The following is a 24562-nucleotide window of genomic DNA, read 5'->3' as shown; positions in this document are numbered from 1 at the left end:
GTTAATTGGGCTTGACCAGTAGACTCGCATACAAGTTATATTAGTCTTAATAACAATTATTGTGCGGAACGTCTTCTATCTTTATTCCAATAAACATATATTTTACCAAAGTCCAATCTAGCAAAGGGTTGTTGAAACAAATTTATCATGCCATACACCAGTGAAGCAGGAGGCGTTGCTTTGAGTAAAATATACGTGTTAGATACAAATGTCTTGCTCCAAGACCCGTATTCCATTTATTCGTTTGAAGATAATGAAGTTGTGATCCCCGCAGTGGTCCTTGAAGAAGTGGACTCAAAGAAAAGATATATGGATGAAGTTGGCAGAAATGCCAGACAGGTATCGCGTTTAATCGATGGTTTGAGAGCCGCAGGAAAACTTCATGAGAAAATTCCTCTTGAGAATGGGGGAACCATTAGGATTGAGTTAAACCACCGATCTTTTCACGAACTTCAAGATATATTTGTTGAAAAAACAAATGATAATCGCATTCTAGCGGTGGCAAAGAATTTATACTTAGAGGAACAAGCAAAAGAAAATGGTAAGCCAGTAATAATTGTTAGCAAGGATGCATTGGTACGAGTAAAAGCAGATGCGATTGGACTTACGGCAGAGGATTTTTTAAATGACCGAGTGGTTGAAGTGGAACATATATATACGGGTTTTTTCGAATTAAAGCTTCCAATCGAATTATTAGGCCGTTTTTATGAAAAAGGTGAGTTATCACTTTCTGAGGTAGCTAACCATCCGTTCTATCCGAATCAATTCCTAATCATGAAGGATATCCTTGGCAGTTCTGCTTCTGCCATCGGGATGGTTGATAAAACCAGTAAGAAAGTAAAAAAATTAACCTTAAATCAAGAGCATGTATGGGGAATACACTCCCGAAACGTGCAGCAGACGATGGCGATCGAATTATTGTTACGCAAGGATATCCCGCTTGTTACATTAACTGGTAAAGCAGGGACAGGAAAAACCTTGCTTGCACTAGCTTCTGGTTTAATGCAAACGGAGGATTTTAGAGAATACAAAAAGCTTTTGGTGGCAAGACCGATTGTTCCTGTGGGAAAAGACCTTGGGTTTTTGCCGGGAGAAAAACAAGAAAAACTTAGACCTTGGATGCAGCCAATATATGATAACTTAGAATATCTATTTAATACGAAAAAGCCAGGGGAGCTTGATGCAATTCTAGCCGGGATGGGCTCCATTGAGGTGGAGGCATTAACCTATATCCGCGGTCGAAGTCTGCCAAAGCAGTTCATTATTATCGATGAGGCACAAAACTTAACCAAGCATGAAGTGAAAACGATTTTAACGAGGGTAGGGGAGGGCAGTAAGATTGTGTTAATGGGAGATCCTGAACAGATTGACCATCCCTATCTTGACGCCTATAACAATGGATTAACGTATGTAGTGGAGAAGTTTAAAGATCAGGAAATTTCCGGACACGTTAAGTTGTTGAAAGGGGAACGCTCAGGCTTGGCACGATTGGCAGCAGATTTGCTTTAGGCTGGGGTTAGACGTGTCTAAAACGGGTGCCAATTGGCACCCGTTTAGGCAGTAATTACAATATGCCGCTTATTTTATGGTAAAGCCCGTTATATTTGTAAACGGGTTATCCTTGTTGGAACCATCACCATAATAAATATGGACGGGTCCATCAGAAGTTAATGGTTTACCATTCTTTGAGTAACCTAAAATAAGCTTATATGCCGTTTCTAATGGAATTTCGATTTCCTCCGTTGTGGTATGGACAACCAAGTTTTTCGCTTCAGGAGCTGGCTCCGAATTTAACAAAAAAGGTTTAAAGGGAATTCCGAAAGTACCGGTCAATACCTTTTCTTTTTCGAATTTCTTTTCGGTCTTTAACGTTGGGGGATAAATGGCCCCTTCCATTATTTCACGGTCCCAGTGTTTAGAAACAGCTTTGGTATAGGCCTCAACAGAATCGGAAGTCTCCGTTCCATTTGAAAAGTAAGTGGTTAAATCAACCCGGCGGTCATCAAAAATCCAAACACCGGGATCAAGAGTAATTGTAAAGTTTACATTCCCTGTTATTGTTAAAATATTTTCCATCATTCATCCCCCTCAAATCTTGCCTTTTGGCCGTTTGTCTTTCCTTAACCACTAAAATTCACAAAAAAGTCTAGTTTTTCATTATTAAATTTTATAATACCGCTTTCTTAGTATAGCTTTTTTTGTCTTTATTGTCATAAAAGTAACTCCTTTTGTGAATATCCTTTATTGTTCTTGCAATTTTGTGGTGTAAACGGTAAAATTTATAGATAAGTTGAATTATCGCTCTGAAATGGGGGGATCAATGTTGGCGTCTGAAATGATCGTGAATCACCATGAAAAAGCCTATGCCTTGCTCCAGGCTGACGCTGAAAAGATATTAAAGCTTATCAAAGTGCAAATGGACAATCTCACGATGCCTCAATGCCCTCTTTATGAAGAGGTATTGGATACACAAATGTTTGGCCTTTCAAGAGAAATAGACTTTGCTGTAAGATTAGGCTTAATAGATGTTAAGGATGGGAAAACGATTTTAGATCAATTAGAGAGAGAATTGTCTGCTCTTCATGATGCGTCCTTAAAAAAATAATGCATAAATAAGAACTCAAACAATACGAAGTAGTGTTTGGGTTTTTTATTATACATAAGAGGAATTATATTTTGAATATTCATTATTAAAATATTGTAACAAAGGAGAATTTCCTCAAGTATTGCCACGTATTTTCTATTATAATAGAATGGTATTCTATCAATTTTTGAAAATGAGGACGTCTTAAATGCTGAAAAAAATATTAAAATCATATGATTATACCTTGGTTATTGCTATCATCCTTTTGTGTGCGTTTGGACTTGTGATGATTTATAGTGCGAGTATGGCCTACGCAGTCCAGCGTTACCAAGTAAAACCTGACTTTTTCTACCAAAGGCAAAAAATATTTTTATTAGTATTTGCTGTAATCTTTCTAATAACAGCATTAGTTCCTTATAAAATAATGAACTTTACGAAATGGTTTCAGGCACCGATGGTAATTGCCTCGATTGCATCATTACTAGGCCTTTTTGTTTTTGGACAAGTAAAGAATAATGCCCAAAGCTGGTATCAACTTGGCTCTTTTCTCTTTCAGCCGTCTGAATTTGTAAAACTGGGTGTCATCATTTATTTGGCGTCCGTTTATGCAAAAAAACAACCGTATATTAACCAGTTCAATAAGGGGGTACTTCCGCCTTTAGTATATCTATTTATTGTCTGTGCTATGATTGCCGCCCAGCCAGACTTTGGAACAGCTGTGATTATTGCAGCGATTGCCGGAACCATCATTATCGCATCTGGCATGAATTTAAAAACGATTTCGAAATTAGCTTTGATGGTTCTTATCGTCGTCCTTCCGCTTGTTCTTGTCTCTTGGGGTAAAATATTTTCTCCGGAACAAATGAGCCGTTTTGAAGTAATGGGCAATCCTTTTGATGAAAAATATGTGAAGGATGCCGGCTTCCATTTGGCGAACTCGTTTATCGCAATTGGTTCGGGCGGAGTAAATGGACTGGGATTGGGAAAAAGTATCCAAAAACTAGGGTATCTGCCAGAGTCACATACCGACTTTATCATGGCAATAATAGCAGAAGAATTAGGGATTTGGGGTGTAGGTTTTGTTATTCTCCTTCTTTCCTATATCGTTTTACGAGGAATTCATATCGGGATGAAATGTAAAGACCCGTTTGGCAGTTTATTAGCGTTTGGCATTTCTAGTATGATCGGCATTCAGTCTTTTATTAACTTGGCAGGGGTATCTGGTGTTATTCCATTGACCGGTGTACCACTTCCATTTATCAGCTATGGCGGGTCTTCGCTATTAATGCTTGCGGGAGCCTCAGGTATACTGGTTAATGTTTCGATGTTTGTGAAATATGAGAGTAAATATAAAAATAAACAAGATCAAGCTGACAAAAGGCTAAAGACTGAGGATGGAAAGGTTTATTATCTTTAATGAAGACGCGGGGGAAGTAATTCCCTTGCGTTTTTAAAAATACATAGAATACGAGGTGCATTTCGTGACAAGACAGATTAATAAAATATTGGTTGCTAATCGCGGAGAAATTGCGATTAGGGTTTTTCGTGCTTGTACTGAACTGAATATTCGGACAGTTGCTATTTATTCGAAAGAAGATTCTGGCGCCTATCATCGATATAAAGCAGATGAGGCTTATTTAGTAGGGGAAGGGAAAAAACCAATTGATGCCTATCTAGACATTGATGGGATTATTGACATTGCTAAAAAAAGCGGTGTGAATGCGATTCATCCTGGTTATGGTTTCTTATCAGAAAACATTCATTTTGCAAAACGCTGTGAAGAAGAGGGGATTATTTTTATTGGACCTGTTTCCAAACACTTGGATATGTTTGGGGACAAAGTAAAAGCAAGAACCCAGGCTGAACTTGCCAATATTCCCGTCATTCCAGGCAGTGATGGTCCTGTCAATCAGACTAGCGAAGTGGAGGAATTTGCTGCAGTACACGGCTTTCCAATCATTATCAAAGCCTCACTAGGCGGGGGCGGACGTGGGATGAGAATTGTTAAAAGCAGTGAGGATGTACGTGATGCCTTTGAGCGAGCAAAATCCGAAGCTAAAGCTGCTTTTGGAAATGATGAAGTATACCTAGAAAAATTCATTGAAAATCCTAAGCATATTGAGGTTCAAATTATCGGGGACCATCATGGGAACATTGTACATCTCTATGATCGGGACTGTTCGGTTCAAAGGAGGCATCAGAAGGTAGTTGAAGTAGCTCCAAGTGTATCCATTTCTGAAGAGTTGCGGAGTTCAATCTGCCAAGCAGCCGTTAAATTAATGAGTAATGTACAATATGTAAATGCCGGTACGGTTGAATTTCTTGTTTCTGGTAATGATTTTTATTTCATTGAGGTTAATCCGCGCGTACAAGTGGAGCATACTGTAACGGAATTAGTGACTGGAATTGATATCGTTCAAACGCAAATATTAGTAGCCGAAGGGCATGAACTGCACGGTCCAATTATTGGTATTCCTGCTCAAGAGAAAATAAAGTTAAATGGTTTTGCTATTCAATCCAGGGTTACCACAGAAGATCCTCTCAACAATTTTATGCCTGATACAGGAAAAATCATGGCTTATAGATCAGGCGGGGGATTTGGCGTGCGTCTTGATGCTGGCAATGGTTTTCAGGGAGCTGTTATCACGCCATATTACGATTCTTTGCTTGTGAAACTATCAACCTGGGCGTTGACGTTTGAACAAGCGGCAGCAAAGATGGTCCGCAATTTACAGGAGTTTAGGATAAGAGGCATAAAGACTAATATTCCATTCCTTGAGAATGTCGTGAAGCACGAGAAGTTTAGAAATGGTGAATATGATACATCGTTTATTGATACAACACCGGAATTATTTATTTTTCCTGTAAGTAAAGATAGAGGAACAAAATTATTAAGCTATATTGGGAACGTTACAGTAAATGGTTTTCCTGGGATTGAGAAAAAGAAAAGACCCGTTTTCACTCAGCCTAGAATTCCAGCGCTAAAATTTGATGTTCCATATCAAGATGGGACAAAACAGATTTTGGATAAGTATGGTCCTGATGGACTTGTCCAATGGATAAAAAACCAAAAGCAAGTATTACTAACAGATACCACTTATCGGGATGCCCATCAGTCCTTATTAGCGACGAGAATGCGGACAACAGATATTGTGCATATTGCAGAAGAAACGGCCAAATTATTACCCAATTTTTTTTCATATGAGATGTGGGGCGGGGCAACCTTTGATGTTGCTTACAGGTTCCTCAAGGAAGACCCGTGGGACCGCTTATTATCGCTTCGTGAAAAGATTCCAAATGTTCTTTTTCAAATGTTGTTCCGTGGTGCAAATGCAGTTGGTTATAAAAATTATCCGGACAACTTAATTCGTGAATTTATCAATCAATCGGCTGCAGCAGGAATAGATGTCTTCCGGATTTTTGACAGTTTAAACTGGGTCAAGGGGATGGAAGTTGCGATTGATGCAGTCCGCCAGTCAGGAAAAATTGCCGAGGCCGCCATTTGTTACACAGGAGATATCTTAGATACAACAAGAATAAAGTATAATCTTGACTATTACCGAACATTGGCAAAAGAGTTGGAGCAGCAGGGTGCACATATACTGGCAATAAAAGATATGGCTGGCCTTTTAAAGCCGGAAGCAGCGTATCGGTTAGTATCCGAATTAAAAGCAACTGTTGATATCCCAATTCATCTCCATACTCACGATACAAGCGGAAATGGAATTTTTACGTATGCGCGTGCTATAGACGGCGGAGTCGATATTGTTGATACGGCTCTAAGTACAATGGCAGGTTTGACATCTCAGCCGAGTGCTAACTCCTTATTCTATGCACTTGAGGGAAATACGAGAAAACCACAAGTAAATATTGAAGCGCTTGAGAAGCTTTCCTATTACTGGGAGGATGTTCGCAAAATTTATCATGATTTTGAAAGCGGGATGATATCTCCGCATTCGGAAGTGTATCAGCATGAAATGCCTGGCGGGCAATATAGCAACCTTCAACAGCAAGCTAAAGCAGTGGGGCTTGGGGAGCAATGGGATGATGTAAAAGAAATGTACTCCCGTGTAAACAAAATGTTTGGGGACATTGTCAAAGTTACCCCTTCCTCAAAGGTTGTTGGGGATATGGCCTTATTTATGGTGCAAAATGAATTAACGGAAGAAGATGTACTATTAAATGGTCATAGTCTTGATTTCCCTGACTCGGTTGTTGAATTATTTGAAGGATATTTAGGGCAGCCATACGGAGGATTTCCTGAAGAACTTCAAAAGGTCATCCTAAAAGGAAAGAAGCCTTTGGAGGTTCGACCTGGTGAACTGCTTGAGGAAGTAAATTTCGATAAGCTTAAGGAAGAGCTGTTTGAAGAACTTGGCAGACAAGTGACTGATTTTGAAATTTTATCTTACGCCCTCTATCCAAAGGTGTTTACCGAATATACCAGGGCAATAGAGCGATATGGAAATATTTCGATGCTGGATACACCAACCTTCCTTTATGGGATGAGACTGGGTGAAGAAATTGAAGTAGAAATTGAAAAGGGTAAAACTCTGATTGTTAAGTTAGTTTCTATTGGTCAGCCTCAGGCGGACGGGACAAGAGTGGTTTATTTCGAGTTAAATGGGCAGCCGCGCGAGGTGTCGATCAAGGATGAGAGTATTAAAGCAACGGTTGTATCGAGATTAAAGGGAGATATGAAAAACGATGAACACCTCTCAGCCTCTATGCCAGGAACCGTCATTAAGGTTCTAGTAGAACGAGGAGAGAAGGTCGAACGAGGCGATCATTTACTGATAACCGAAGCAATGAAAATGGAAACAACGGTGCAAGCGCCATTTTCAGGTATTGTAAAAGATCTTTACGTTAAAAGCGGGGATGCTATCCTAACAGGCGATCTCTTACTAGAACTGACAAAAGCATAAATTGAAGAATAAAAAAGTTGCCGGAAGTTCCCGGCAACTTTTTTATTGATGATTCCGACGTGATCTTGAATACAAGAGGAGGAAATAACTTAATACCCCGAATAAACAGGTGATAAAAAAGGCATGCAACAGTGCGATATACAAGTTTAACAGGCTAAAGATAATGAATGCGCCAGCAATCACTTGTAAGGTGACGAGGATAAATGCAATCATCCAGCCCCAATAAAGAACCTTCTCCTTTTTATAGAAACGAACCGTAATGAAAAAAATATAAGCAATCCAGATGAAAATTAACCCAGCTGCAGTACGATGCCCCATTTGGACCCATTGGTAAATGTCTGTTGGTAATGAAAACTTCTCATTAGAACAGAAAGGCCAGTCAAGGCAAACTAGACTCGCTTTCATATGGCGTACTAATGCTCCTGTATAGATGACAAGATAACTGTAGATAGAAACACCCACAATATGAAAGCCCATTCGCTTATCGATGTATAGCTTTTCTGCATCGAATTTTTTGTCGACTTCAAAAATAAGCAGAGTTAGTAAGAAAACGGATGCAAAAGAAACAAGTGATATTCCGAAATGTAAGGCTAGTACAAATCCGGACTGTCCCCATAACACGGCTGCTGCTCCAATTAATCCTTGTAACAGTAAAAAGATAAATGACAGTAAGGATAGAAATTTAGTCTCTCTAATATGACCAATTGCCTTCCATGACCAAACGGAAAGGGCGAGAACCATCATACCTCCAGCACCTGAGACAAGCCGATGAGCAAGCTCTATCACTAGTTCTGGGGTTATTTCCGAGGGAACAAATCTGCCCTCGCATAAAGGCCAGGATCTTCCACATCCCATCCCAGATCCAGTTTTGGTAACCAAGGCACCACCTAATAAAATAAATATCATTACGATCGTGGTTGCAACCGCCAACCACTTCAGAGAACGTCGCAAAAAATTCACCTCTTAAAAAGTTCAATAATTTGTCATTGGTTTAACCTGACAGTATAATAAATAAAAACGTAACTAGATTTAAAAGTCCCTACTAATCATAACGAAAATAGTTTAAAAAGAACAGAATTTTAGCTGACAATATTTAAATAAAAAAAGGAAGATGAATAACAACTATATTTCCTTATTATTATAGTGAAAATAGTCAAAAGAGTTGAATCTTAATTTGAAGGTAGTAAAATTGATGTAAGAGGGATGCTAAAAGTCCAACTAAAAGCAGAAAAATCAATAAAATTGATCGGTTTTATTCGTCTTTCTCTTAAATAGTTCATATAAATGGGAGTAAATGCTTGAAAGTGTCTGATTCACACACGTAAACTTTTGTTTTGTAACAATTTAGTCTAAAATTATTCAAAAAAAGTTCACAAAAATATCAAAAAGTGTGATTTAATATACAGAGAAAGTGTTTTAGAAAATCAAGTATTTTAATGGTGGAAATACTTTTTTATGTAATAGAACCTAATAGAAATAAAAAGTCCTTTTCTTTAATTTTATATCAGTACTATATATTTAAAAAAACAGGAGCGTATTTATGTCCCATAATTGGTGAATATTTGTTAGTAGGATTAGGAGGAAAAGATATGTCCAACTCTAAGACTTATGGTGATTCGGCCATTGAGAATGGTGTTGCAAGTCTGCATGGAACAATCGAGAAAACGACCGTCTGGAAGGACTTTATGGCCCTTATTAAAATAGGAATTGTTAATTCCAATTTAATTACCACTTTTACTGGTCTATGGCTGGCGCTTCATTTTTCGGGTCAAAGCTTTTTAAATAATTTAGATATTGTGTTTTTTACAGTAGCTGGTTCTTCACTTATTATTGCTGGTTCATGCGCCATTAATAATTATGTAGACCGAGATATTGATCACTTAATGGAGAGAACCAAAACAAGACCAACGGTAACAGGGAAGGTAATGCCTGTAAAAGTTTTAGTTCTTGGTATTTTGCTTATTGGACTGGGAACACTGTGTTTATTCTTTACTACATTAACTGCAACAGTAATTGGACTGCTTGGAGTTTTTAGTTATGTTTTTCTCTATACACTATGGTCCAAGCGGCAGTTGGTATCAAATACGATCATTGGAAGCATTTCAGGGGCAGTACCACCGTTAATTGGATGGGCAGCAGTGGATGCTAACCTAGATATTATGGCTTGGGCTTTGTTTGTTTTAATGTTTATCTGGCAGCCTCCTCATTTTTATGCTCTTGCAATGAGAAGAGTCAAGGAATATAGAGCTGCAGGAGTTCCGATGCTTCCGGTGGTTAAAGGCTTTAAAACAACTAAGATTCACATTATGGTTTGGGTGGCATTACTTCTGCCAATCCCGTTTTTCCTTACTAAGTTAGGAATCCCATTTCTGATTCTAGCTACCGTGTTAAATGTCGGCTGGCTGGCATTGGGGATTTATGGATATAAGGTCAAAGATGACATTAAGTGGGCGAAACTAATGTTTGTCTATTCTTTGCAATATTTAACGATTATTTTTGTGGCGATGGTTATAGTTACATTAATTTAGTTTCGCCCCCTAGGTTCAATCCGGGAGAAAGGAAGTATTACTTTCTTCTTCCTAATTAGATGATTGATGACGGTTACATATACTAAAATTCACAGCTGTTACTTTCAATCACTAACGAAGGAAAGAACCATTCTACATACTTCTTTGACCAACAATATTTATTTGAATTTATCAGTGAAAGAGGGGATTGATTAAGCTATGAAAATGCTTGCAAAGTGGCGTCTGATTTCGTTATTTGCGATTTTAGCGCTTGTACTCTCCGGGTGTGGGAAACCATATTTATCAGCGTTAAATCCAGCTGGAGAAGTTGCAGACACAGAATATGATTTAATGAAGTTAAGTACTTATATCATGGTAGGAGTAATCCTAGTGGTAGTAGTAATCTTTGTTTTGGTATTTGCCCGTTTTAGAAGAAAAGACGAAGGAATTCCAAAACAAGTTGAAGGAAGTCATCGTTTAGAAATTATCTGGACTACAATCCCGATATTATTACTACTCATTTTGGCTGTTCCAACAGTTGCGTCAACATTTAAGCTTGCTGATGTGAGTCCGATGGACAAAAAGAATACTAAAGCACTTATTGTAAATGTACGATCGCATTTATATTGGTGGGATTTTGAATATCCTGGTCAAAAAATTGTGACAAGTCAGGAATTAGTCGTTCCTACAAATGAAAAAGTTTATTTTAATTTAAAATCTATGGATGTTAAACACTCATTCTGGATTCCGGCTGTCGGCGGTAAAATTGATACCAACACCGATAATGCTAATAAGTTTTGGCTGGAATTTGATGATAAGCGTGCGAACGAAGCTGGTAATCTTTTCTATGGAAAATGTGCTGAGCTTTGTGGACCATCACATGCTCTGATGGATTTTAAAGTGAAAGCAATGAGCCGTGATAAATTTGATGCTTGGGTTTCTGCTATGCAGAATGTAAAAGAACCGCAAAAAGCAACCAATGATTTAGCAGCTCAAGGTCAAGAAATTTTCAATAAGAGCTGTATTGGCTGTCATGCTGTAACACCAGCTAACAAAATGCCAGATACTGCCCGTGTTGCACCTAACTTAACTAACTTTGGTGACAGATCTCGAGTTGCCGGTATTCTTGACCATAATAAAGAAGAGGTAAAGAACTGGATCAAAAATCCTGAAACCTATAAACCAGGTAATATGATGACTGGTAAATACGGAAACTTGACTGATGACCAGATTGATGCAGTTGCTGAATATTTAATGGGATTAAAGGTTCAGGAATAATAGGGGAATTGTTTGAAAGGGAGGTAAAATTGTGAGTACCATTGCTCAAAAAAAGGGATTCGGCGCAACATTATGGGACTATTTAACAACAGTCGACCATAAAAAAATTGCCATCCTATACTTTATTGCAGGTGGATTTTTCTTCTTAGTCGGAGGACTAGAGGCGGTTTTTATCCGTATCCAGCTTGCTGTACCTAATAATGATTTTGTTAGTGCAGGTGCATATAATGAAATCCTCACGATGCACGGAACAACAATGATTTTCTTAGCGGCGATGCCGTTGCTAATTGGTTTTATGAATGCTGTGATGCCATTACAAATAGGGGCTCGAGACGTAGCATTTCCATTTGTTAATGCGGTAGGATTTTGGTTATTCTTCTTCGGAGGGATCTTTCTTAACCTATCATGGTTCTTAGGAGGAGCTCCTGATGCGGGCTGGACCTCATATGCTTCACTTGCACTACATTCTAAAGGTCACGGGGTTGACTTTTATGTACTAGGATTACAGATTTCGGGTATCGGTACATTAATCGGTGGTATCAATTTCCTTGTTACCATTATTAACATGCGTGCTCCTGGTATGACGTATATGAGGATGCCATTATTTACTTGGACAACATTTGTTGCATCTGCATTAATTTTATTTGCATTCCCTCCATTAACAGTTGGTTTGACTTTAATGATGTTTGACCGCCTGTTTGGAGCTAATTTCTTTGATGTCACAATGGGTGGAAATACAGTTATTTGGGAACATCTCTTCTGGATTTTCGGACATCCCGAAGTGTATATCTTAATACTTCCTGCATTTGGTATTTTCTCAGAGATCTTTCCGATTTTCTCAAGGAAGCGTCTTTTCGGTTATTCTTCCATGGTATTTGCGACCGTGTTAATCGGTTTCTTGGGCTTCATGGTATGGGCACACCATATGTTCACAACAGGTTTAGGACCTGTTGCGAATGCTATTTTTGCTGTTGCAACAATGGCAATTGGGGTACCAACGGGTATCAAGATTTTCAACTGGTTGTTCACAATGTGGGGGGGAAGTATCAAATTTACTACTCCTATGTACTGGGCTTTTGCTTTTATCCCTACCTTTCTTATGGGAGGGGTTACTGGCGTAATGCTCGCTGCTGCAGCCGCAGACTACCAGTATCATGATACTTACTTTGTTGTTGCTCACTTTCACTATGTTATTGTCGGTGGTGTAGTGTTCGGTATTTTCGCTGGCATACATCTTTGGTGGCCAAAGATGTTTGGAACGATGTTAAATGAAACGTTAGGAAAAATCACATTCTGGTTCTTCTTCATTGGTTTCCATTTAACTTTCTTTATCCAGCATTTCTTAGGATTATGGGGCATGCCTCGTCGTGTATTTACTTACCTTCCAGGCCAAGGTTTTGAAACTGCAAATATGATCAGCTCTGTTGGAGCTGGATTTATGTCGATTGCGGTAATCATTATGCTTCTTAACGTTGTAATGACATCAGTCAAAAATGTTAAAGTAGGTAATGATCCATGGGGTGACGGAAGAACACTTGAATGGGCAATCCCATCACCACCGCCATTTTATAACTTTAAACAGCTGCCATTAGTTCGTGGGTTAGATCCTTATTGGATTGAAAAGATGGAAGGGAAAAAAGGTATGACTCCGGCTGAGCCGCTTGGTGATATTCATATGCCGAACGCTTCATTTATCCCATTTGTGATTGCATTAGGATTGTTCATTGCAGCATTTGGTGCGATGTATCATGTTGATAAAGTGTCATGGGCATTGCCAGTTATGATAATCGGACTGTTAATAACTTTTGGTTCATTGTTCACACGTTCTGTAAAAGATGATCATGGTTTCCATATCCATAAAGAGGAATTACAGGAAGAGAAGGGGGCTAAGGCATAATGCACGCTGAAGAAAAAATGACTTATGAAACATGGCCTGCAGAGCCGGAAAGATCTACCCTTGAGGCAAAAAATAAATTTGTTGGTTTTTGGTTATTCTTAGGGGGAGAGACTGTTTTATTCGCCTCTCTCTTTGCCACTTACCTTGCATTAAAAGATAAAGTACCAAATACAAGTCAGCCCTTAGCAAAAGATTTATTTGAATTACCACTAACATTTCTTGCAACAATGCTGTTATTAACAAGCTCAATAACAAGTGTATATGCTATATATCACATGAAGAATTTCGCCTTCAAGAAAATGATGCTTTGGCTTGGAATAACGGTATTATTAGGACTTGGTTTCCTTGGCAGTGAAGTTTATGAATTTACGAATTACGTTCACGAAGGACATAAATTTACCAGCAGTGCCTTTGGTTCAGCATTCTATTCACTTGTTGGCTTCCACGGCGGCCACGTTGCCTTTGGTTTGTGTTGGATTTTAACATTAATGATTCGCAACTCAAAACGGGGACTAAATCTTTACAATGCACCTAAATTTTACGTTGCAAGTCTATATTGGCACTTTATTGACGTAGTTTGGGTATTTATCTTTACAGTAGTATATTTAATGGGGATGGTGGGATAAAATGACAAATCAGCCATTAAGCTCAGGCAACCCAAGAGTCGATCTTGACTACAGACGTAAAAAAAGCGCGGAAGAAATGCGCTATCAAGTTATCTCGTTTGCATTGATGATATTTTTAACTTTAGTGGCTTTCGCTTCAGTTGCCATGAAAGGTACTACGCAATGGTTTACCGTACCGTTTATCGTTTTATTAGCAGCTGTTCAAGTTGTTTTCCAGTTATTTTATTTCATGCATATGAGCCACAAAGGGCACGAAGCACCGACTCTGTTCTTGTTTTCAGGATTATTTGTCGGACTGACTGCAATATTAGCTTTTAGCACCATAATTTGGTGGTAATAAACAGAAAAGCGCAAGCGCCTTGTTCAGCCCCGACAAGCATAAGTCGAGCCTGCCGAAAGGTTGCTCTTTAACCTTTTGGTCGGATTGGCTGTAGACCATCGAGGGGCTAGGCGCTGGAGCTGGACAATTCTCAAAGTCGAAAATTTTATACGTGCTTACCTTTAAGAAGAAAAATCGGCGTTTAGCCGATTTTTCTTTTTAAGGAAGGCTCTTTTCTTTTTGCGATGTCTATGTTCTAAAGGTATAATAATAATAAGATTCTTTAATATTGAGGTGAGATCAAGGTGCTTTCTTTAGATATTTTTGGTTTTAAAGCCCTTTGGAGCCCGTACTTTCTAATAATATTACTTGCAATTACGGTTGCTTACTTTCTTATAACAACAAAATTTAGAATGAAGTTTCAGCAAAGCGAGCCTTTAACAGCTAAACAAGCTAGCTTATTTTTAACCGCAATGTGCTTGCTATATGCTATAAAGGGCTCACCGCTGGATTTAATGGGGCATCTAATGTTTTATATCCATGGCATTACGATGGTTCTGCTAGTTTTCCTTGTTCCGCCATTGTTTATTTTATCTATTCCAAATTGGCTCTGGAGAACAATTCTAAATTTGAGAGTAATTAAATCGTTATTCAAGTTATTTTCAAAACCAGTTCTTGCGATCCTTTTATTTAATGCTTTCTTTTCCTTTTATCATATACCACTTGTTTTTGACCATGTCATGCAAAATAGATATTTACATGCCGGTTACTCGATTGTCTTATTTGTATTTGCAATTGGAATGTGGTGGTCGCTGGTTTGCCCGCTCCCCGAATATAAAAATTTAACGGGAATAAAGAAGGTTGCTTATATTTTTGTAAACAGTATCCTCATTACTCCTGCATGTGCATTAATTATTTTTTCAGATAACTCCTTGTACGCCACATACCATGATCCTAAGGTATGGTCACAGGTCATGAGTTTATGTGTAGGTTCATCGTTTGATAATCTAAATATCACCGGTCCAGAATTGTTTAGTTCCATGTCAGCTGTCGAAGATCAAAGGCTGGGCGGGGTTGTAATGAAAATTCTCCAAGAGATTATTTTTGCCGTTGTTTTAGGTCAAGTATTCTTTGAATGGTATCGCAACGATCAGGAAGAATCTGAACGTGAAATCAAAAAACATCAATTAAATCCTACTCACTAAAAAACTCCCTTCATAAAGGGGGTTTTTTCATGAGTTATATTTGAAATGAGTTGGGAACTACTCTAAAATAAGGGTAGTACATTTAGAAGAGAGGATCTATGATGAATTCCTTACCCATATTACCTACCATAAGTACGTCTTTTATTGTTTTAAGTGCTATTACGGTCGCCATTGGCTGGTGGCAAATAAAACAAAGAAAAATTGATGCTCATAGAAAGACAATGTTTACTGCCGGAATCTTTGCACTTATCTTTTTTATCATTTATGCTACAAGAACTATATTTATTGGAAACACTTCTTTTGGCGGACCAGCAGATATAAAAATCTATTACACGATTTTTCTTGTTTTTCATATTACATTAGCAACAGTAGGAGCAGTCTTTGGCATCATTTCTTTAGCAACAGGATATAAAAATAACCTGTCCATCCATCGTAAGTTAGGACCGATAACAAGTTTTATCTGGTTTTTTACAGCCATAACAGGAGTGGCTGTTTACTTATTGTTATATGTATTTTATAAAGGTGGAGAAACGACCTCAATGATTAAAGCCATTCTTGGATTATAAACAAATTCCAAGAGGATTTGCTTGAATGCAAGCTGAATATGAGTTTAAAAATATAGGTGCTGTAATTAGCGCCTTTTTTTTTACATAATTATATTTATCTGAATACTAGAAAAACATATATGGAGGAAGATTAATGGAGATTAAATTACTTAATGAAAACGATTATTTAGAGACATTAAGGCTCTCAGAGTATGCGTTCCAGTATCGCGTCCCCGAAGAAAAGATTCCTAGCAGTTTAGAAAAGTTAAAATCTCATAAATTATTAGGTATAAGAGAAGGTAGTAAGCTTGCAGCTAAATTACACATCATTCCTCTTGCAGTTTATATGAATGGTGATGAATGGAAAATGGGGGGAATCGCCGGGGTTGCCACCTTTCCGGAGTATAGACGGAGTGGATATGTTAAATCTTTAATCATAGAAGCATTATCACAGATGAGGCAAGAAGGACAATTGGTTTCTTTATTGGCCCCATTTGATTTTGCTTTTTATCGTAAATTTGGCTGGGAGATTTTAAGTGATGTTAAGAAAGTAACGATTGAAAAAATAAATCTTCAATTCCTCAGCCCTCAGCCGGGTTCCATTAAAAGGTACTCTAAGTCTAACCATCCTAAGGATATGGAGGATATTTATCGAAAGTATTGCCAGAACTATATGGGGCTGCTGGTTCGTGATACAAACTGGTGGAAAGAACATGTTTATGATGAACAATCACATGGAGCGGTTTATTATAATTCCTCAAAAGAGGCACGGGGGTATATTTTATATACGATTAAAGATAGGAAAATGGATATACAGGAAATAGTGGTACTAGACCAGGAAGCAAGAGTCGGCCTGTGGAATCTTATTTGTCAGCATGATTCAATGGTTGATAGTGTTACTGTAAATTTGCCAGTACATGAACCGTTTTCCTATTTCTTAAATCAGCCGAAATTAAAGACGGAGGTAATGCCCTATTTCATGTGTCGAATTGTTAAGGCAAAAGAATGTTTAGAAAGATATCCGTTTGCTCGGGATGCAGAGCCTATCTTTCTTCATCTAGAGGACCCTTTTGCTGCATGGAATAATGGAAGCTATCTAATTGGTAATGGTGAAGTGAAGGAGTATAAAGCGAAACAGGGAAGCCAGTGCGTCAACCCGCCCAAGAGGGGGATCCGTTTGACCATCAATGAATTATCTGCGATTCTCTGTGGCTATAAAAGGCCTGTTGAGCTCTTTGAATTGGGGTTAATGAAGGGAGCAAAAGAGGAGATCAATCAATTTGAAACGATGATCCCTCAACTAAAATCAGCATTCTATGACTTTTTCTAATCAAATCAATAGTAAAAAGGCGCATGAATCATTTCATGCGCCTTACTTTTAATAGTTGAGTATAAATAACTTGGAGAATTGTCCAGCTCCAGCGCCCAGCGACTAGTGTACTTCGCCCGTCTCCCTACGATAAGTCAACACGAAAAAGCTAACGCTCTTCGTGTTGACTTTATCTCAGTCGATGGGCTCCAGTCCTGTCGTGCGCTAAACGGGCGCTTCCGCTTTTAAATTGCAAACTGGCTGATTTCTTCTGTCACGTTTTCAATGATTTTTTTACATTGATTTACAAGGGAAGCAGGGAAGTTCTCACCTTCACCATATTCTACTCCGTGAGGATAATAATGCTTTCCTAATAGTGGTGTCAGCAATTGAATTGTTGCCTTAAACGTGTCCACATCACCTTCAACCGCAAACCCTTGAATGCGAAGATAAAAAATGCCTTCTTTTAGCTCGAATTTTCGGTCATATGTAACCCGGTCATAATCCCATTGCCCGGCCCGGACTAAACCATATTCATGCATTACGTCATCTAAACGGTTTATGTCCGCTTTTAATTTCTCAATTCCTGTATTCTCGAATTTCATCCTAAATCCCTCCTAAAAACAGTTGCTATACCCCTATGATCCTAAATTGGTATTGAAGCAAAATATAATTCATTTTAATAATAGTTGAATTTGTAACAACTTGCAATGAATAGATTTAAACGAATAAAACCGTTTGCATTGGTAAAACCTAAACCATTGAAAAGGGGTATAAAAATACTTTTGGAGGAAATAATTATGGAAAAAATACGTGACATTATGACAGATGAGGTAGAATGTTGTACATTATTAGATAATATCTTTGAGGTAGCTGTTAAGATGAAGGAGTTAAATGTTGGAGCCATTCCAATTGTTGATAAGGAAAAAATAGTAGGCATGATTACAGACCGTGATATTGTGATTAGAGGGGTTGCTGAAAAACATCCTGGTTCTACGAAGGTAGAAGATATCATGAGTAAAACGTTGATATCAGTGAGTCCAGACACTTCCACTAGAGAAGCTGCAAAACTAATGGCTGATCATCAGATTCGCCGATTACCAGTAGTAGAAAACGAAAAATTAATAGGGATTGTCTCTCTCGGTGATTTTGCCATCCGTGAGCTGACAGATGACCAGGCTAAAGAAGCTCTTAGTGAAATTTCGGAACAGAATTTCGATGATGTACAGCACTAAAATATAAAATAAATATTAATATTTACCATTTAAAACAGGTACAAGAGGTGCCTGTTTTATTTTTAAATTGCTAATAAATCTGAGATTTTTGCTTATGACTCTTACTAAACAGGATATAAATGATATAATTGTTTAATCAATACATATAATCATAGAAATTGTTATAGAGAGGGTGAGTGCGACTGCGTACTCTAAGCAGAATCCTAATACTCTCAGTTGTTTTCCTCACAATTGGTTTTTACGTTAGTATAAATGGAAAAAATGATGATAGTAAAGTACTGATTAAGGAAGATCATACGTCAGAGATGAAACAATCTACACCGCAGGATGCTGATAAAACAAATGGGAGTACAACTCCATTGGAAAAACCAAAGGAAGGTTTAGCTCTTTTGATTGGACAAGATGTTTCTAATCTCGAAAAAGAATATGGGCCACCGATAAGAATTGATCAATCAATGTATGGTTATCAATGGTATATTTATAATCAGAGTTATAGCCGTTACTTACAAGTAGGAGTTGAAAATAATCGGGTTGTAACAATTTTTGCCCTTGGCGAAAGTTTAGATGTTGCCCCATTTGAAATTGGCCAGCCTGTAGAAGAAATATTTAACACGCAATTTTTTGATACAAATATAAATCTTCAAGTAAATGGCAGTACTTATCGCTTCGAATTGAATGATACGGATTTAAATCTCCGTCCAATGGTTCGAATGGGGGATATTTTTGTTCAATTGTATATAGATAAGTTTACTGGTAATCTTTCAAGTGTGCGTTTTCTTGATGCAGAAACCTTGGTTAAACAGCGTCCATATGAACTTGTTTATCGCGGTCAGCTCATCAAACCACCTGCCCTAAATGAAGATATGAAGAATTTAGTGGAACAAAGTACAGAACAAGAAATTTTTGACATCACTAATGCTTTAAGAATTAGGCACAAAGTAAAAGCGTTGGTTTGGGATGAAAAGACTGCTGAGGTTGCATTTGAGCATAGCAGGGATATGGCTCAAAACAATGATTTTTCCCATACTTCTAAGAAATTTGGTGATTTGGCCAATCGCTTAAAAACAGCTAAAGTTGCCTATCAAAATGCCGGAGAAAATATTGCAGCAAACTACACGGATGGACCTGCAGTGGTGGAGGGCTGGCTTAATAGTAAAGGACATCGCGATTCATTATTAAATAAAGAATTCTCTCATCTTGGTGTCGGTGTTTATGAAAAATATTATACACAAAACTTTATCAGCAAAACAGAGGATTAAATGAAAAAAGGTGACACGATGTCACCTTTTTTCATTTACCCAATTAGAAAATAAAAAATGGCTTCTTTCCCAGCTGCCATATAAGCGAACCGTTTCCCCGACGGTAAATGTATCTTTTTTTACGTCTGGGGTAAGGGGAGTAGTTTTTAAGGCAGTGATCACCCTTGTGGAGGATTGAAGTTTAATGCTCTGAACCAAGACGTACCGATCATAATAGAATCGCTGCTTTTCTTCAGTGATATCGATTATATCACCTGTTACGACCGATTCCTCACGTACCTCCCCAGCCCTAAGCCATTTTCTGTTTTGCTCTTTCTTTTCTTTCCTTGTTACCCAAAAAAAGTACAGACATATTATCGGGATTACAACGGCGGTAACCAACTTGAGTAAACGCCTCCCTACCCTTTCTTAATCATAAAAAAAGTACCAGTGGCATAAGCTATTTTTTTTCCATCACTGCGAAAGGCCTCACCTGAAATGACCATTGTTTTCGAGCCTTTATGAATAACCTCAGCTTTGCAGCGAAGCGTTTCCCCAATACCAGGGGCTATATAATGAATATTTAATTGATTGGTTACGGCACCATATCCTTCCGGCAGTAAGCGATTAGCCAGAACCCCCATCGATGTATCAAGAACCGTTGCTGTAATACCTCCATGAACAATGTTAAGATTGTTATGAATAACAGGACTAATGGGAATCGTAATTTCATAGCATTCATTCTCAAAGCTTGTTTCCATATGCAAGATTCCATCAATATAGGTACGTCGATTACCTTTTATCTTATTTTGGACACCCTCAAGTAGCTGCTTCATCACACCGAGGTCTTCCTCGGACCCATCTTGGAGAATTGTTTCTAATAAATGACGTAATTCTTCCTTCATACTTTTACCTCTTTCATTTCTTTATCTCTTGCCATCTTACCACTAAGAAGGGGATTAATAAATTAATTAACAGTGAATTCATTTCACATTTCATCTTTTTAAACATATTGTATTATTGGCGATTAACATGGGCAGAGGTGAGAATAAAATGACGCAAAAGAAATTGCATCCTTCCGTGCTCCAATTTAAAGAATTTGTAAAGAACAATCCGAAAATCATTAAGGAAGTTCGGAGTGGAAAGGCGACCTGGCAGGAATTATATGAGGATTGGTATTTGTTGGGGGAAGAGGATAACCGCTGGCAGGCGATGGGTGCTGATAAGGAACCGGAATCTAAAACAGACCAAGAGTCTAAGAATGATTGGTTATCAAATATCATGGGAATGGTGAAAAAAATGGATCCGAATCAAATGCAGGGCCATATCAATAACTTAAGTCAAGCTTTAGGAGCGATCCAAGGCGTTATATCCCAATTCCAAGGCGGTAATGTTAACTCTGTTTCCGGACCATTAAAGCCGCAAGAAGGGCCGAAACATCCATTTGTTTTTCGAAAAGATTAAATGGAAGGGACCAATACACGATGCGTAGAGATGTACTAGATTATTTGGAACGTCAAAAGGATTTAAAACAATTTATTCGAGAGCAGCCGCTTTGGTATCGAAAGCTGACAAGAAATCCCTATGATTTACAAGCGTTAGAAGTTGCTTCGTTACACTATTATAAAAAGACGATCCCCGATCACGTAGAGAAATTTTCAAATAGCGTTCAAATGGCCTCGATGATGTATCACATGTTTCAGGCAATGAAAACGCAAAATTAACAAAAAGACCACATGATTTTAATTGTGGCCTTTTTTTATGGTTATAAAGGATGGATTAACAAGGAAAAGGCTGGCAATACTCCGAAAGGACGATGTTCCAAACCAATGATGGTAAATATCCCTAGATAGCAGGAATTTTCGCTTTCTTCTAGTATATATGTTAAAATATCCTTGGAGGTGGGCGAAAAGTGCTTGCTACTTTAGAAAGAATAGAACTATTAGAATACGCCGAAGACTTAGCCAAGATGATCTTAACGTCGGATATTGCAGAACAATATCAAATTAGTTTATATAAAATGCAAAACAATAGAGAAACACAGCGGAAAATCAATCGATTTGCCAGTCTAAAAGAACTTTATGAGGAAGTTCAGCGGTTCGGTAAATACCATCCAGATTATAAAAGAGTGATGCTGCAAATCCGCGAAGCGAAACGGGATATGGATTTGGATCCGCTAGTTGCAGATTTTAAGCTGGCTGAAAATGATTTACAAACTCTCCTGGATGAGATTAGCAAATCTATTGGGGGAGCAGTATCAGAACATATTAAGGTGCCTAGTGGTAACCCATTTTTTGAAACGGGTCATAGCTGTGGCACGGGTGGAAGCTGCGGGTGCAGTTAATTAAGGAACCAGCTTTTCGAAAAGCTGGTTTTTTAATTTCCCCTTAATAAGAGCTAAAGTTTAAATTGAAATAGAACGTTTTGATGTGCTAGACTTATGTAAAATGATGGTTTTGCTGAAGGGGAATATACGATGTTTGTTCAAAGACAGGGATTAGTAGTTTGGCTGTACTCTTTAAAACAGGCAAAAATGCTTAGGCGTTTCGGGAACGTTCATTATGTCTCAAAAAAGTTAAAATATGTTGTGCTATATTGTAATCAGGATGAAGTCGAGGGGATTATGGAAAAGTTAAATTCCTTTTCATTTGTGAAAAAAGTAGAACCTTCCTATAAACCGTTCTTGAGAATGGAATACGAGAATTCTGCCCCGGATAAAGCCAAGGAATATGATTACAAAATGGGAATTTAAAAGGTGAGGGATCATCCCTCACCTTTTTGATGTCTGGCTCTAGCGTACGCTTTTCTTATTGCAATGGTAAAATATAATGATTTAATCGCAAAATTCCTATCAGATACTGATAAAATAGTTCTTTCTCATTAAAGATGACAGATGGTTTTACCGAAAGTTCGATGATTTGTTTTCCAAGCGATTCCGCTGTTTGGGCAAACAAATCAAACCTTTTATTTGGCAGAATAGTTGGATTCGGAATCCCTTCACGACATATATAGAGCGCTTGGAATTTTCCCGGGTCTGTGGGTTTTAATATGACAACTACGGAAGTCATATCTTTACCGTCAATTTTTGTGTGCAGTGCCATCATATGCTGCAGGCGGTGTTGATTTGCTTTTGCAAGTTCAAGCAGTTCATAAATATCTGAATATCCTTCACCTAGTTCAATAAAACGTTGTATCAATTGACATTCTCCTTTAAGCTTGGTTCCTCCCCTACTTTATCATTAAATAATTGCTAAATAAATGGCTGTGTTAAACTTGAGTGTTGATTTCCGCTCCAGGCGCGAGCGGTTCGCGGGCGGTCCGGGGAGCCTCCTCGGCGCTAAAGCGCCTGTCGGGTCTCCCCAGCCCCGTACTCCCGCAGGAGTCTTCGCGCCTTCCACTCCAATCAACATGCTAAATAACATTTACCTCAGCTAAATACATAAAAAAAAACCCTGCAGAATATCCGCAGGGTCCTTCTATATCCTAAAGCTAAGGATAGAAGGCAAAGGGAGAGGAGAAACCGGAGGAAGAACTTATGGGGAAACGTAAGTCTTCTCCGCGGTTGGCAACAACATCCTCGAATTGATGTTGTTAATTACATTATCTCCACAACGGAAAAGCTTATACGTCTTTTCAATAAATTTTCCAATTAGATATTCAAATAGGACTTAACAGGTAAAAAGATATTCGGAACAGATTGTCTTTTTTATAAATTATGATAGGATGTATTAAGAAAAATGATTTTCAAAAATGTGGTGATATGTCCATGAGAGTGGTTTCAGGTATATGTAAGGGTAGACCGCTTAAAGCAGTCCCCGGAAATACTACACGTCCGACAACGGATAAAGTCAAAGAAGCCTTGTTTAATATGATTGGGCCTTATTTTGATGGAGGAATCGGTTTAGATTTATTCGCAGGCAGTGGCGGATTAGGTATTGAGGGACTTAGCCGAGGGTTAGAGAAGGTTATTTTTATAGATCGAGAGTCAAAGGCGATTCATGTTATTCAAGAAAATATAAAAGCCTGTAAATTTGAAGATCAAACAGAAGTTTATCGTAATGATGCTGATCGAGCATTAAAGGCCCTTATAAAAAGAGGTATTACTTTTGATTACATATTTTTAGATCCGCCTTATAAAAAACAGCAGCTCGTCAGTCTGATGGAAAAAATGGACCAACAGGACTTGGTAAAGCCAGAAGGAGTTATTGTCTGCGAACATAGCTTTGATGTGGAATTACCTCAAATTGTAGGGCGCTTTAAGCAGATAAAACATGAAAAGTATGGGATTATTGCCGTAACGATTTATTCGAATGGCAGTAAGGAGTAAGGAGGAGTCCAGTTGGCTAGAATTGCGGTATGTCCAGGAAGCTTTGACCCCATTACATATGGTCATTTAGATATCATAAAGAGAGGTGCGAAGGTATTTGATATAGTTTATGTGAGTGTGTTGAATAATTCCGCAAAAAGTCCTCTATTCACGCTTGAAGAGCGGATGAATCTGATTAAAACGGTAACAAAGGACCTTCCAAATGTAAGAGTGGATGTTCACTCAGGCTTACTTGTTGATTACGCGAAGTCCGTTAATGCGAATGCTATTATTAGGGGCTTACGGGCTGTTTCAGATTTCGAATATGAAATGCAAATTACCTCAATGAACAGGGTTTTGGATGAGGATATTGAAACCTTCTTTATCATGACCAACAGCCAATACTCTTTCTTAAGTTCAAGTATTGTAAAAGAAGTAGCCAAGTATGACGGCAACATTTCTTCATTAGTTCCACCAATCGTGGAGAAAGAATTACATAAAAAGTTTGGGCGTTAAAAAAAGTGGAAACCGCGGATCATGAAGTGTGAACAAGAATTGATCGTCTTGTTATAAAAGGAAAAGGAGCTG

The 24562-nt window shown here is 38.2% G+C and carries 26 protein-coding genes; 20 read left to right on the top strand and 6 right to left on the bottom strand.

All coding sequences use genetic code 11. The features are described 5' to 3' along the window. The first annotated feature begins 180 nt into the window (after nt 1–180). Entirely contained in the window at nt 181–1509 is a 1329-nt protein-coding gene (locus ACZ9EE_RS08325) for a PhoH family protein (protein ID WP_476026155.1), read from the top strand. 69 nt (nt 1510–1578) lie between these two features. Here the strand turns inward: ACZ9EE_RS08325 and ACZ9EE_RS08320 are convergent, their stop codons facing one another. After that, nucleotides 1579–2076 (bottom strand): peptidyl-prolyl cis-trans isomerase, encoded by a 498-nt coding sequence (locus ACZ9EE_RS08320; RefSeq protein ID WP_476032901.1) that lies wholly within the window; start codon nt 2074–2076, stop codon nt 1579–1581. A gap of 247 nt (nt 2077–2323) precedes the next feature. Between ACZ9EE_RS08320 and ACZ9EE_RS08315 the strand changes: the two genes are divergently transcribed. From ACZ9EE_RS08315 to pyc, 3 genes are all read left to right on the top strand, one after another. Beyond that, nucleotides 2324–2605 (top strand): Fpa/YlaN family protein, encoded by a 282-nt coding sequence (locus ACZ9EE_RS08315; protein ID WP_235744290.1) that lies wholly within the window; start codon nt 2324–2326, stop codon nt 2603–2605. A 187-nt stretch (nt 2606–2792) separates the two neighbouring features. Further along, a complete protein-coding gene (locus ACZ9EE_RS08310) occupies nt 2793–4001 on the top strand; it encodes an FtsW/RodA/SpoVE family cell cycle protein (protein WP_476026154.1) in 1209 nt (402 codons plus the stop codon). A gap of 64 nt (nt 4002–4065) precedes the next feature. Further along, the gene (gene pyc / locus ACZ9EE_RS08305) at nt 4066–7509 is read left to right on the top strand and encodes a pyruvate carboxylase (protein WP_476026153.1); all 3444 of its coding nucleotides are present in this window, start codon (nt 4066–4068) and stop codon (nt 7507–7509) included. 42 nt (nt 7510–7551) lie between these two features. Here pyc and ACZ9EE_RS08300 read toward each other — a convergent pair whose 3' ends face one another. Next, on the bottom strand, nt 7552–8460 hold the full coding sequence (locus tag ACZ9EE_RS08300) for a COX15/CtaA family protein (RefSeq protein WP_476026152.1): 909 nt from the start codon (nt 8458–8460) through the stop codon (nt 7552–7554). A 638-nt stretch (nt 8461–9098) separates the two neighbouring features. Here ACZ9EE_RS08300 and cyoE point away from each other — a divergent pair. From cyoE to ACZ9EE_RS08260, 8 genes are all read left to right on the top strand, one after another. After that, a complete protein-coding gene (cyoE, locus tag ACZ9EE_RS08295; RefSeq protein ID WP_476026151.1) occupies nt 9099–10037 on the top strand; it encodes a heme o synthase in 939 nt (312 codons plus the stop codon). Nucleotides 10038–10235: 198 nt separating this feature from the next. Further along, nucleotides 10236–11294, top strand: coding sequence for a cytochrome c oxidase subunit II (gene coxB / locus ACZ9EE_RS08290; RefSeq protein ID WP_476026150.1), 1059 nt, complete (start codon nt 10236–10238; stop codon nt 11292–11294). 28 nt (nt 11295–11322) lie between these two features. Beyond that, nucleotides 11323–13191 carry a cytochrome c oxidase subunit I gene (gene ctaD, locus ACZ9EE_RS08285; RefSeq protein ID WP_476032899.1) on the top strand — a complete coding sequence of 623 codons (1869 nt, stop codon included), beginning with the start codon at nt 11323–11325 and terminating at the stop codon, nt 13189–13191. After that, complete coding sequence (locus tag ACZ9EE_RS08280; protein WP_476026149.1) at nt 13191–13817, top strand: cytochrome (ubi)quinol oxidase subunit III; 627 nt, start codon at nt 13191–13193, stop codon at nt 13815–13817. The genes ctaD and ACZ9EE_RS08280 overlap by 1 nt, the downstream gene beginning before the upstream one ends. Before the next feature lies 1 nt (nt 13818). Continuing rightward, on the top strand, nt 13819–14154 hold the full coding sequence (ctaF, locus tag ACZ9EE_RS08275; RefSeq protein WP_476026148.1) for a cytochrome c oxidase subunit IVB: 336 nt from the start codon (nt 13819–13821) through the stop codon (nt 14152–14154). Between the two features lie 287 nt (nt 14155–14441). After that, the gene (gene ctaG, locus ACZ9EE_RS08270) at nt 14442–15341 is read left to right on the top strand and encodes a cytochrome c oxidase assembly factor CtaG (RefSeq protein WP_476026147.1); all 900 of its coding nucleotides are present in this window, start codon (nt 14442–14444) and stop codon (nt 15339–15341) included. A 98-nt stretch (nt 15342–15439) separates the two neighbouring features. After that, nucleotides 15440–15907 (top strand): DUF420 domain-containing protein, encoded by a 468-nt coding sequence (locus tag ACZ9EE_RS08265; RefSeq protein ID WP_476026146.1) that lies wholly within the window; start codon nt 15440–15442, stop codon nt 15905–15907. A gap of 133 nt (nt 15908–16040) precedes the next feature. Then, entirely contained in the window at nt 16041–17216 is a 1176-nt protein-coding gene (locus ACZ9EE_RS08260) for a GNAT family N-acetyltransferase (protein WP_476026145.1), read from the top strand. Between the two features lie 224 nt (nt 17217–17440). Here ACZ9EE_RS08260 and ACZ9EE_RS08255 read toward each other — a convergent pair whose 3' ends face one another. Further along, nucleotides 17441–17800, bottom strand: coding sequence for a YugN family protein (locus tag ACZ9EE_RS08255; RefSeq protein ID WP_476026144.1), 360 nt, complete (start codon nt 17798–17800; stop codon nt 17441–17443). Between the two features lie 195 nt (nt 17801–17995). Between ACZ9EE_RS08255 and ACZ9EE_RS08250 the strand changes: the two genes are divergently transcribed. Together ACZ9EE_RS08250 and ACZ9EE_RS08245 are read left to right on the top strand one after the other, a co-directional pair. Beyond that, nucleotides 17996–18430 carry a CBS domain-containing protein gene (locus ACZ9EE_RS08250; protein WP_476026143.1) on the top strand — a complete coding sequence of 145 codons (435 nt, stop codon included), beginning with the start codon at nt 17996–17998 and terminating at the stop codon, nt 18428–18430. 359 nt (nt 18431–18789) lie between these two features. Beyond that, nucleotides 18790–19689, top strand: a complete 900-nt coding sequence (locus ACZ9EE_RS08245) for a CAP domain-containing protein (protein ID WP_476026142.1) — start codon at nt 18790–18792, stop codon at nt 19687–19689. A gap of 21 nt (nt 19690–19710) precedes the next feature. On the opposite strand, the gene ACZ9EE_RS08240 is transcribed toward ACZ9EE_RS08245, so the two are convergent. Then, the gene (locus ACZ9EE_RS08240) at nt 19711–20070 is read right to left on the bottom strand and encodes a hypothetical protein (protein WP_476026141.1); all 360 of its coding nucleotides are present in this window, start codon (nt 20068–20070) and stop codon (nt 19711–19713) included. Nucleotides 20071–20087: 17 nt separating this feature from the next. After that, a complete protein-coding gene (locus tag ACZ9EE_RS08235) occupies nt 20088–20573 on the bottom strand; it encodes a PaaI family thioesterase (protein ID WP_476026140.1) in 486 nt (161 codons plus the stop codon). Between the two features lie 148 nt (nt 20574–20721). Here ACZ9EE_RS08235 and ACZ9EE_RS08230 point away from each other — a divergent pair, with 148 nt between their 5' ends. From ACZ9EE_RS08230 to ACZ9EE_RS08215, 4 genes are all read left to right on the top strand, one after another. After that, nucleotides 20722–21132 (top strand): YlbD family protein, encoded by a 411-nt coding sequence (locus ACZ9EE_RS08230; protein ID WP_476026139.1) that lies wholly within the window; start codon nt 20722–20724, stop codon nt 21130–21132. 20 nt (nt 21133–21152) lie between these two features. Then, entirely contained in the window at nt 21153–21392 is a 240-nt protein-coding gene (locus tag ACZ9EE_RS08225; RefSeq protein WP_215040676.1) for a YlbE-like family protein, read from the top strand. A gap of 188 nt (nt 21393–21580) precedes the next feature. Continuing rightward, nucleotides 21581–22012: a YlbF/YmcA family competence regulator gene (locus tag ACZ9EE_RS08220; protein WP_476026138.1), complete on the top strand. Its 432-nt coding sequence runs from the start codon at nt 21581–21583 to the stop codon at nt 22010–22012. A 132-nt stretch (nt 22013–22144) separates the two neighbouring features. Beyond that, entirely contained in the window at nt 22145–22420 is a 276-nt protein-coding gene (locus ACZ9EE_RS08215; protein ID WP_144562585.1) for a YlbG family protein, read from the top strand. A 55-nt stretch (nt 22421–22475) separates the two neighbouring features. Here the strand turns inward: ACZ9EE_RS08215 and ACZ9EE_RS08210 are convergent, their stop codons facing one another. After that, the gene (locus tag ACZ9EE_RS08210; protein WP_476026137.1) at nt 22476–22865 is read right to left on the bottom strand and encodes a DUF7147 family protein; all 390 of its coding nucleotides are present in this window, start codon (nt 22863–22865) and stop codon (nt 22476–22478) included. 569 nt (nt 22866–23434) lie between these two features. Between ACZ9EE_RS08210 and rsmD the strand changes: the two genes are divergently transcribed. After that, nucleotides 23435–23995 carry a 16S rRNA (guanine(966)-N(2))-methyltransferase RsmD gene (rsmD, locus tag ACZ9EE_RS08205; RefSeq protein WP_476026136.1) on the top strand — a complete coding sequence of 187 codons (561 nt, stop codon included), beginning with the start codon at nt 23435–23437 and terminating at the stop codon, nt 23993–23995. Between the two features lie 12 nt (nt 23996–24007). Then, nucleotides 24008–24490: a pantetheine-phosphate adenylyltransferase gene (gene coaD / locus ACZ9EE_RS08200; RefSeq protein WP_476026135.1), complete on the top strand. Its 483-nt coding sequence runs from the start codon at nt 24008–24010 to the stop codon at nt 24488–24490. Nucleotides 24491–24562 lie beyond the last annotated feature (72 nt).

This window comes from Bacillus sp. URHA0034, from assembly GCF_056280405.1.
This window is presented reverse-complemented; position numbering and strand designations above follow the sequence as displayed.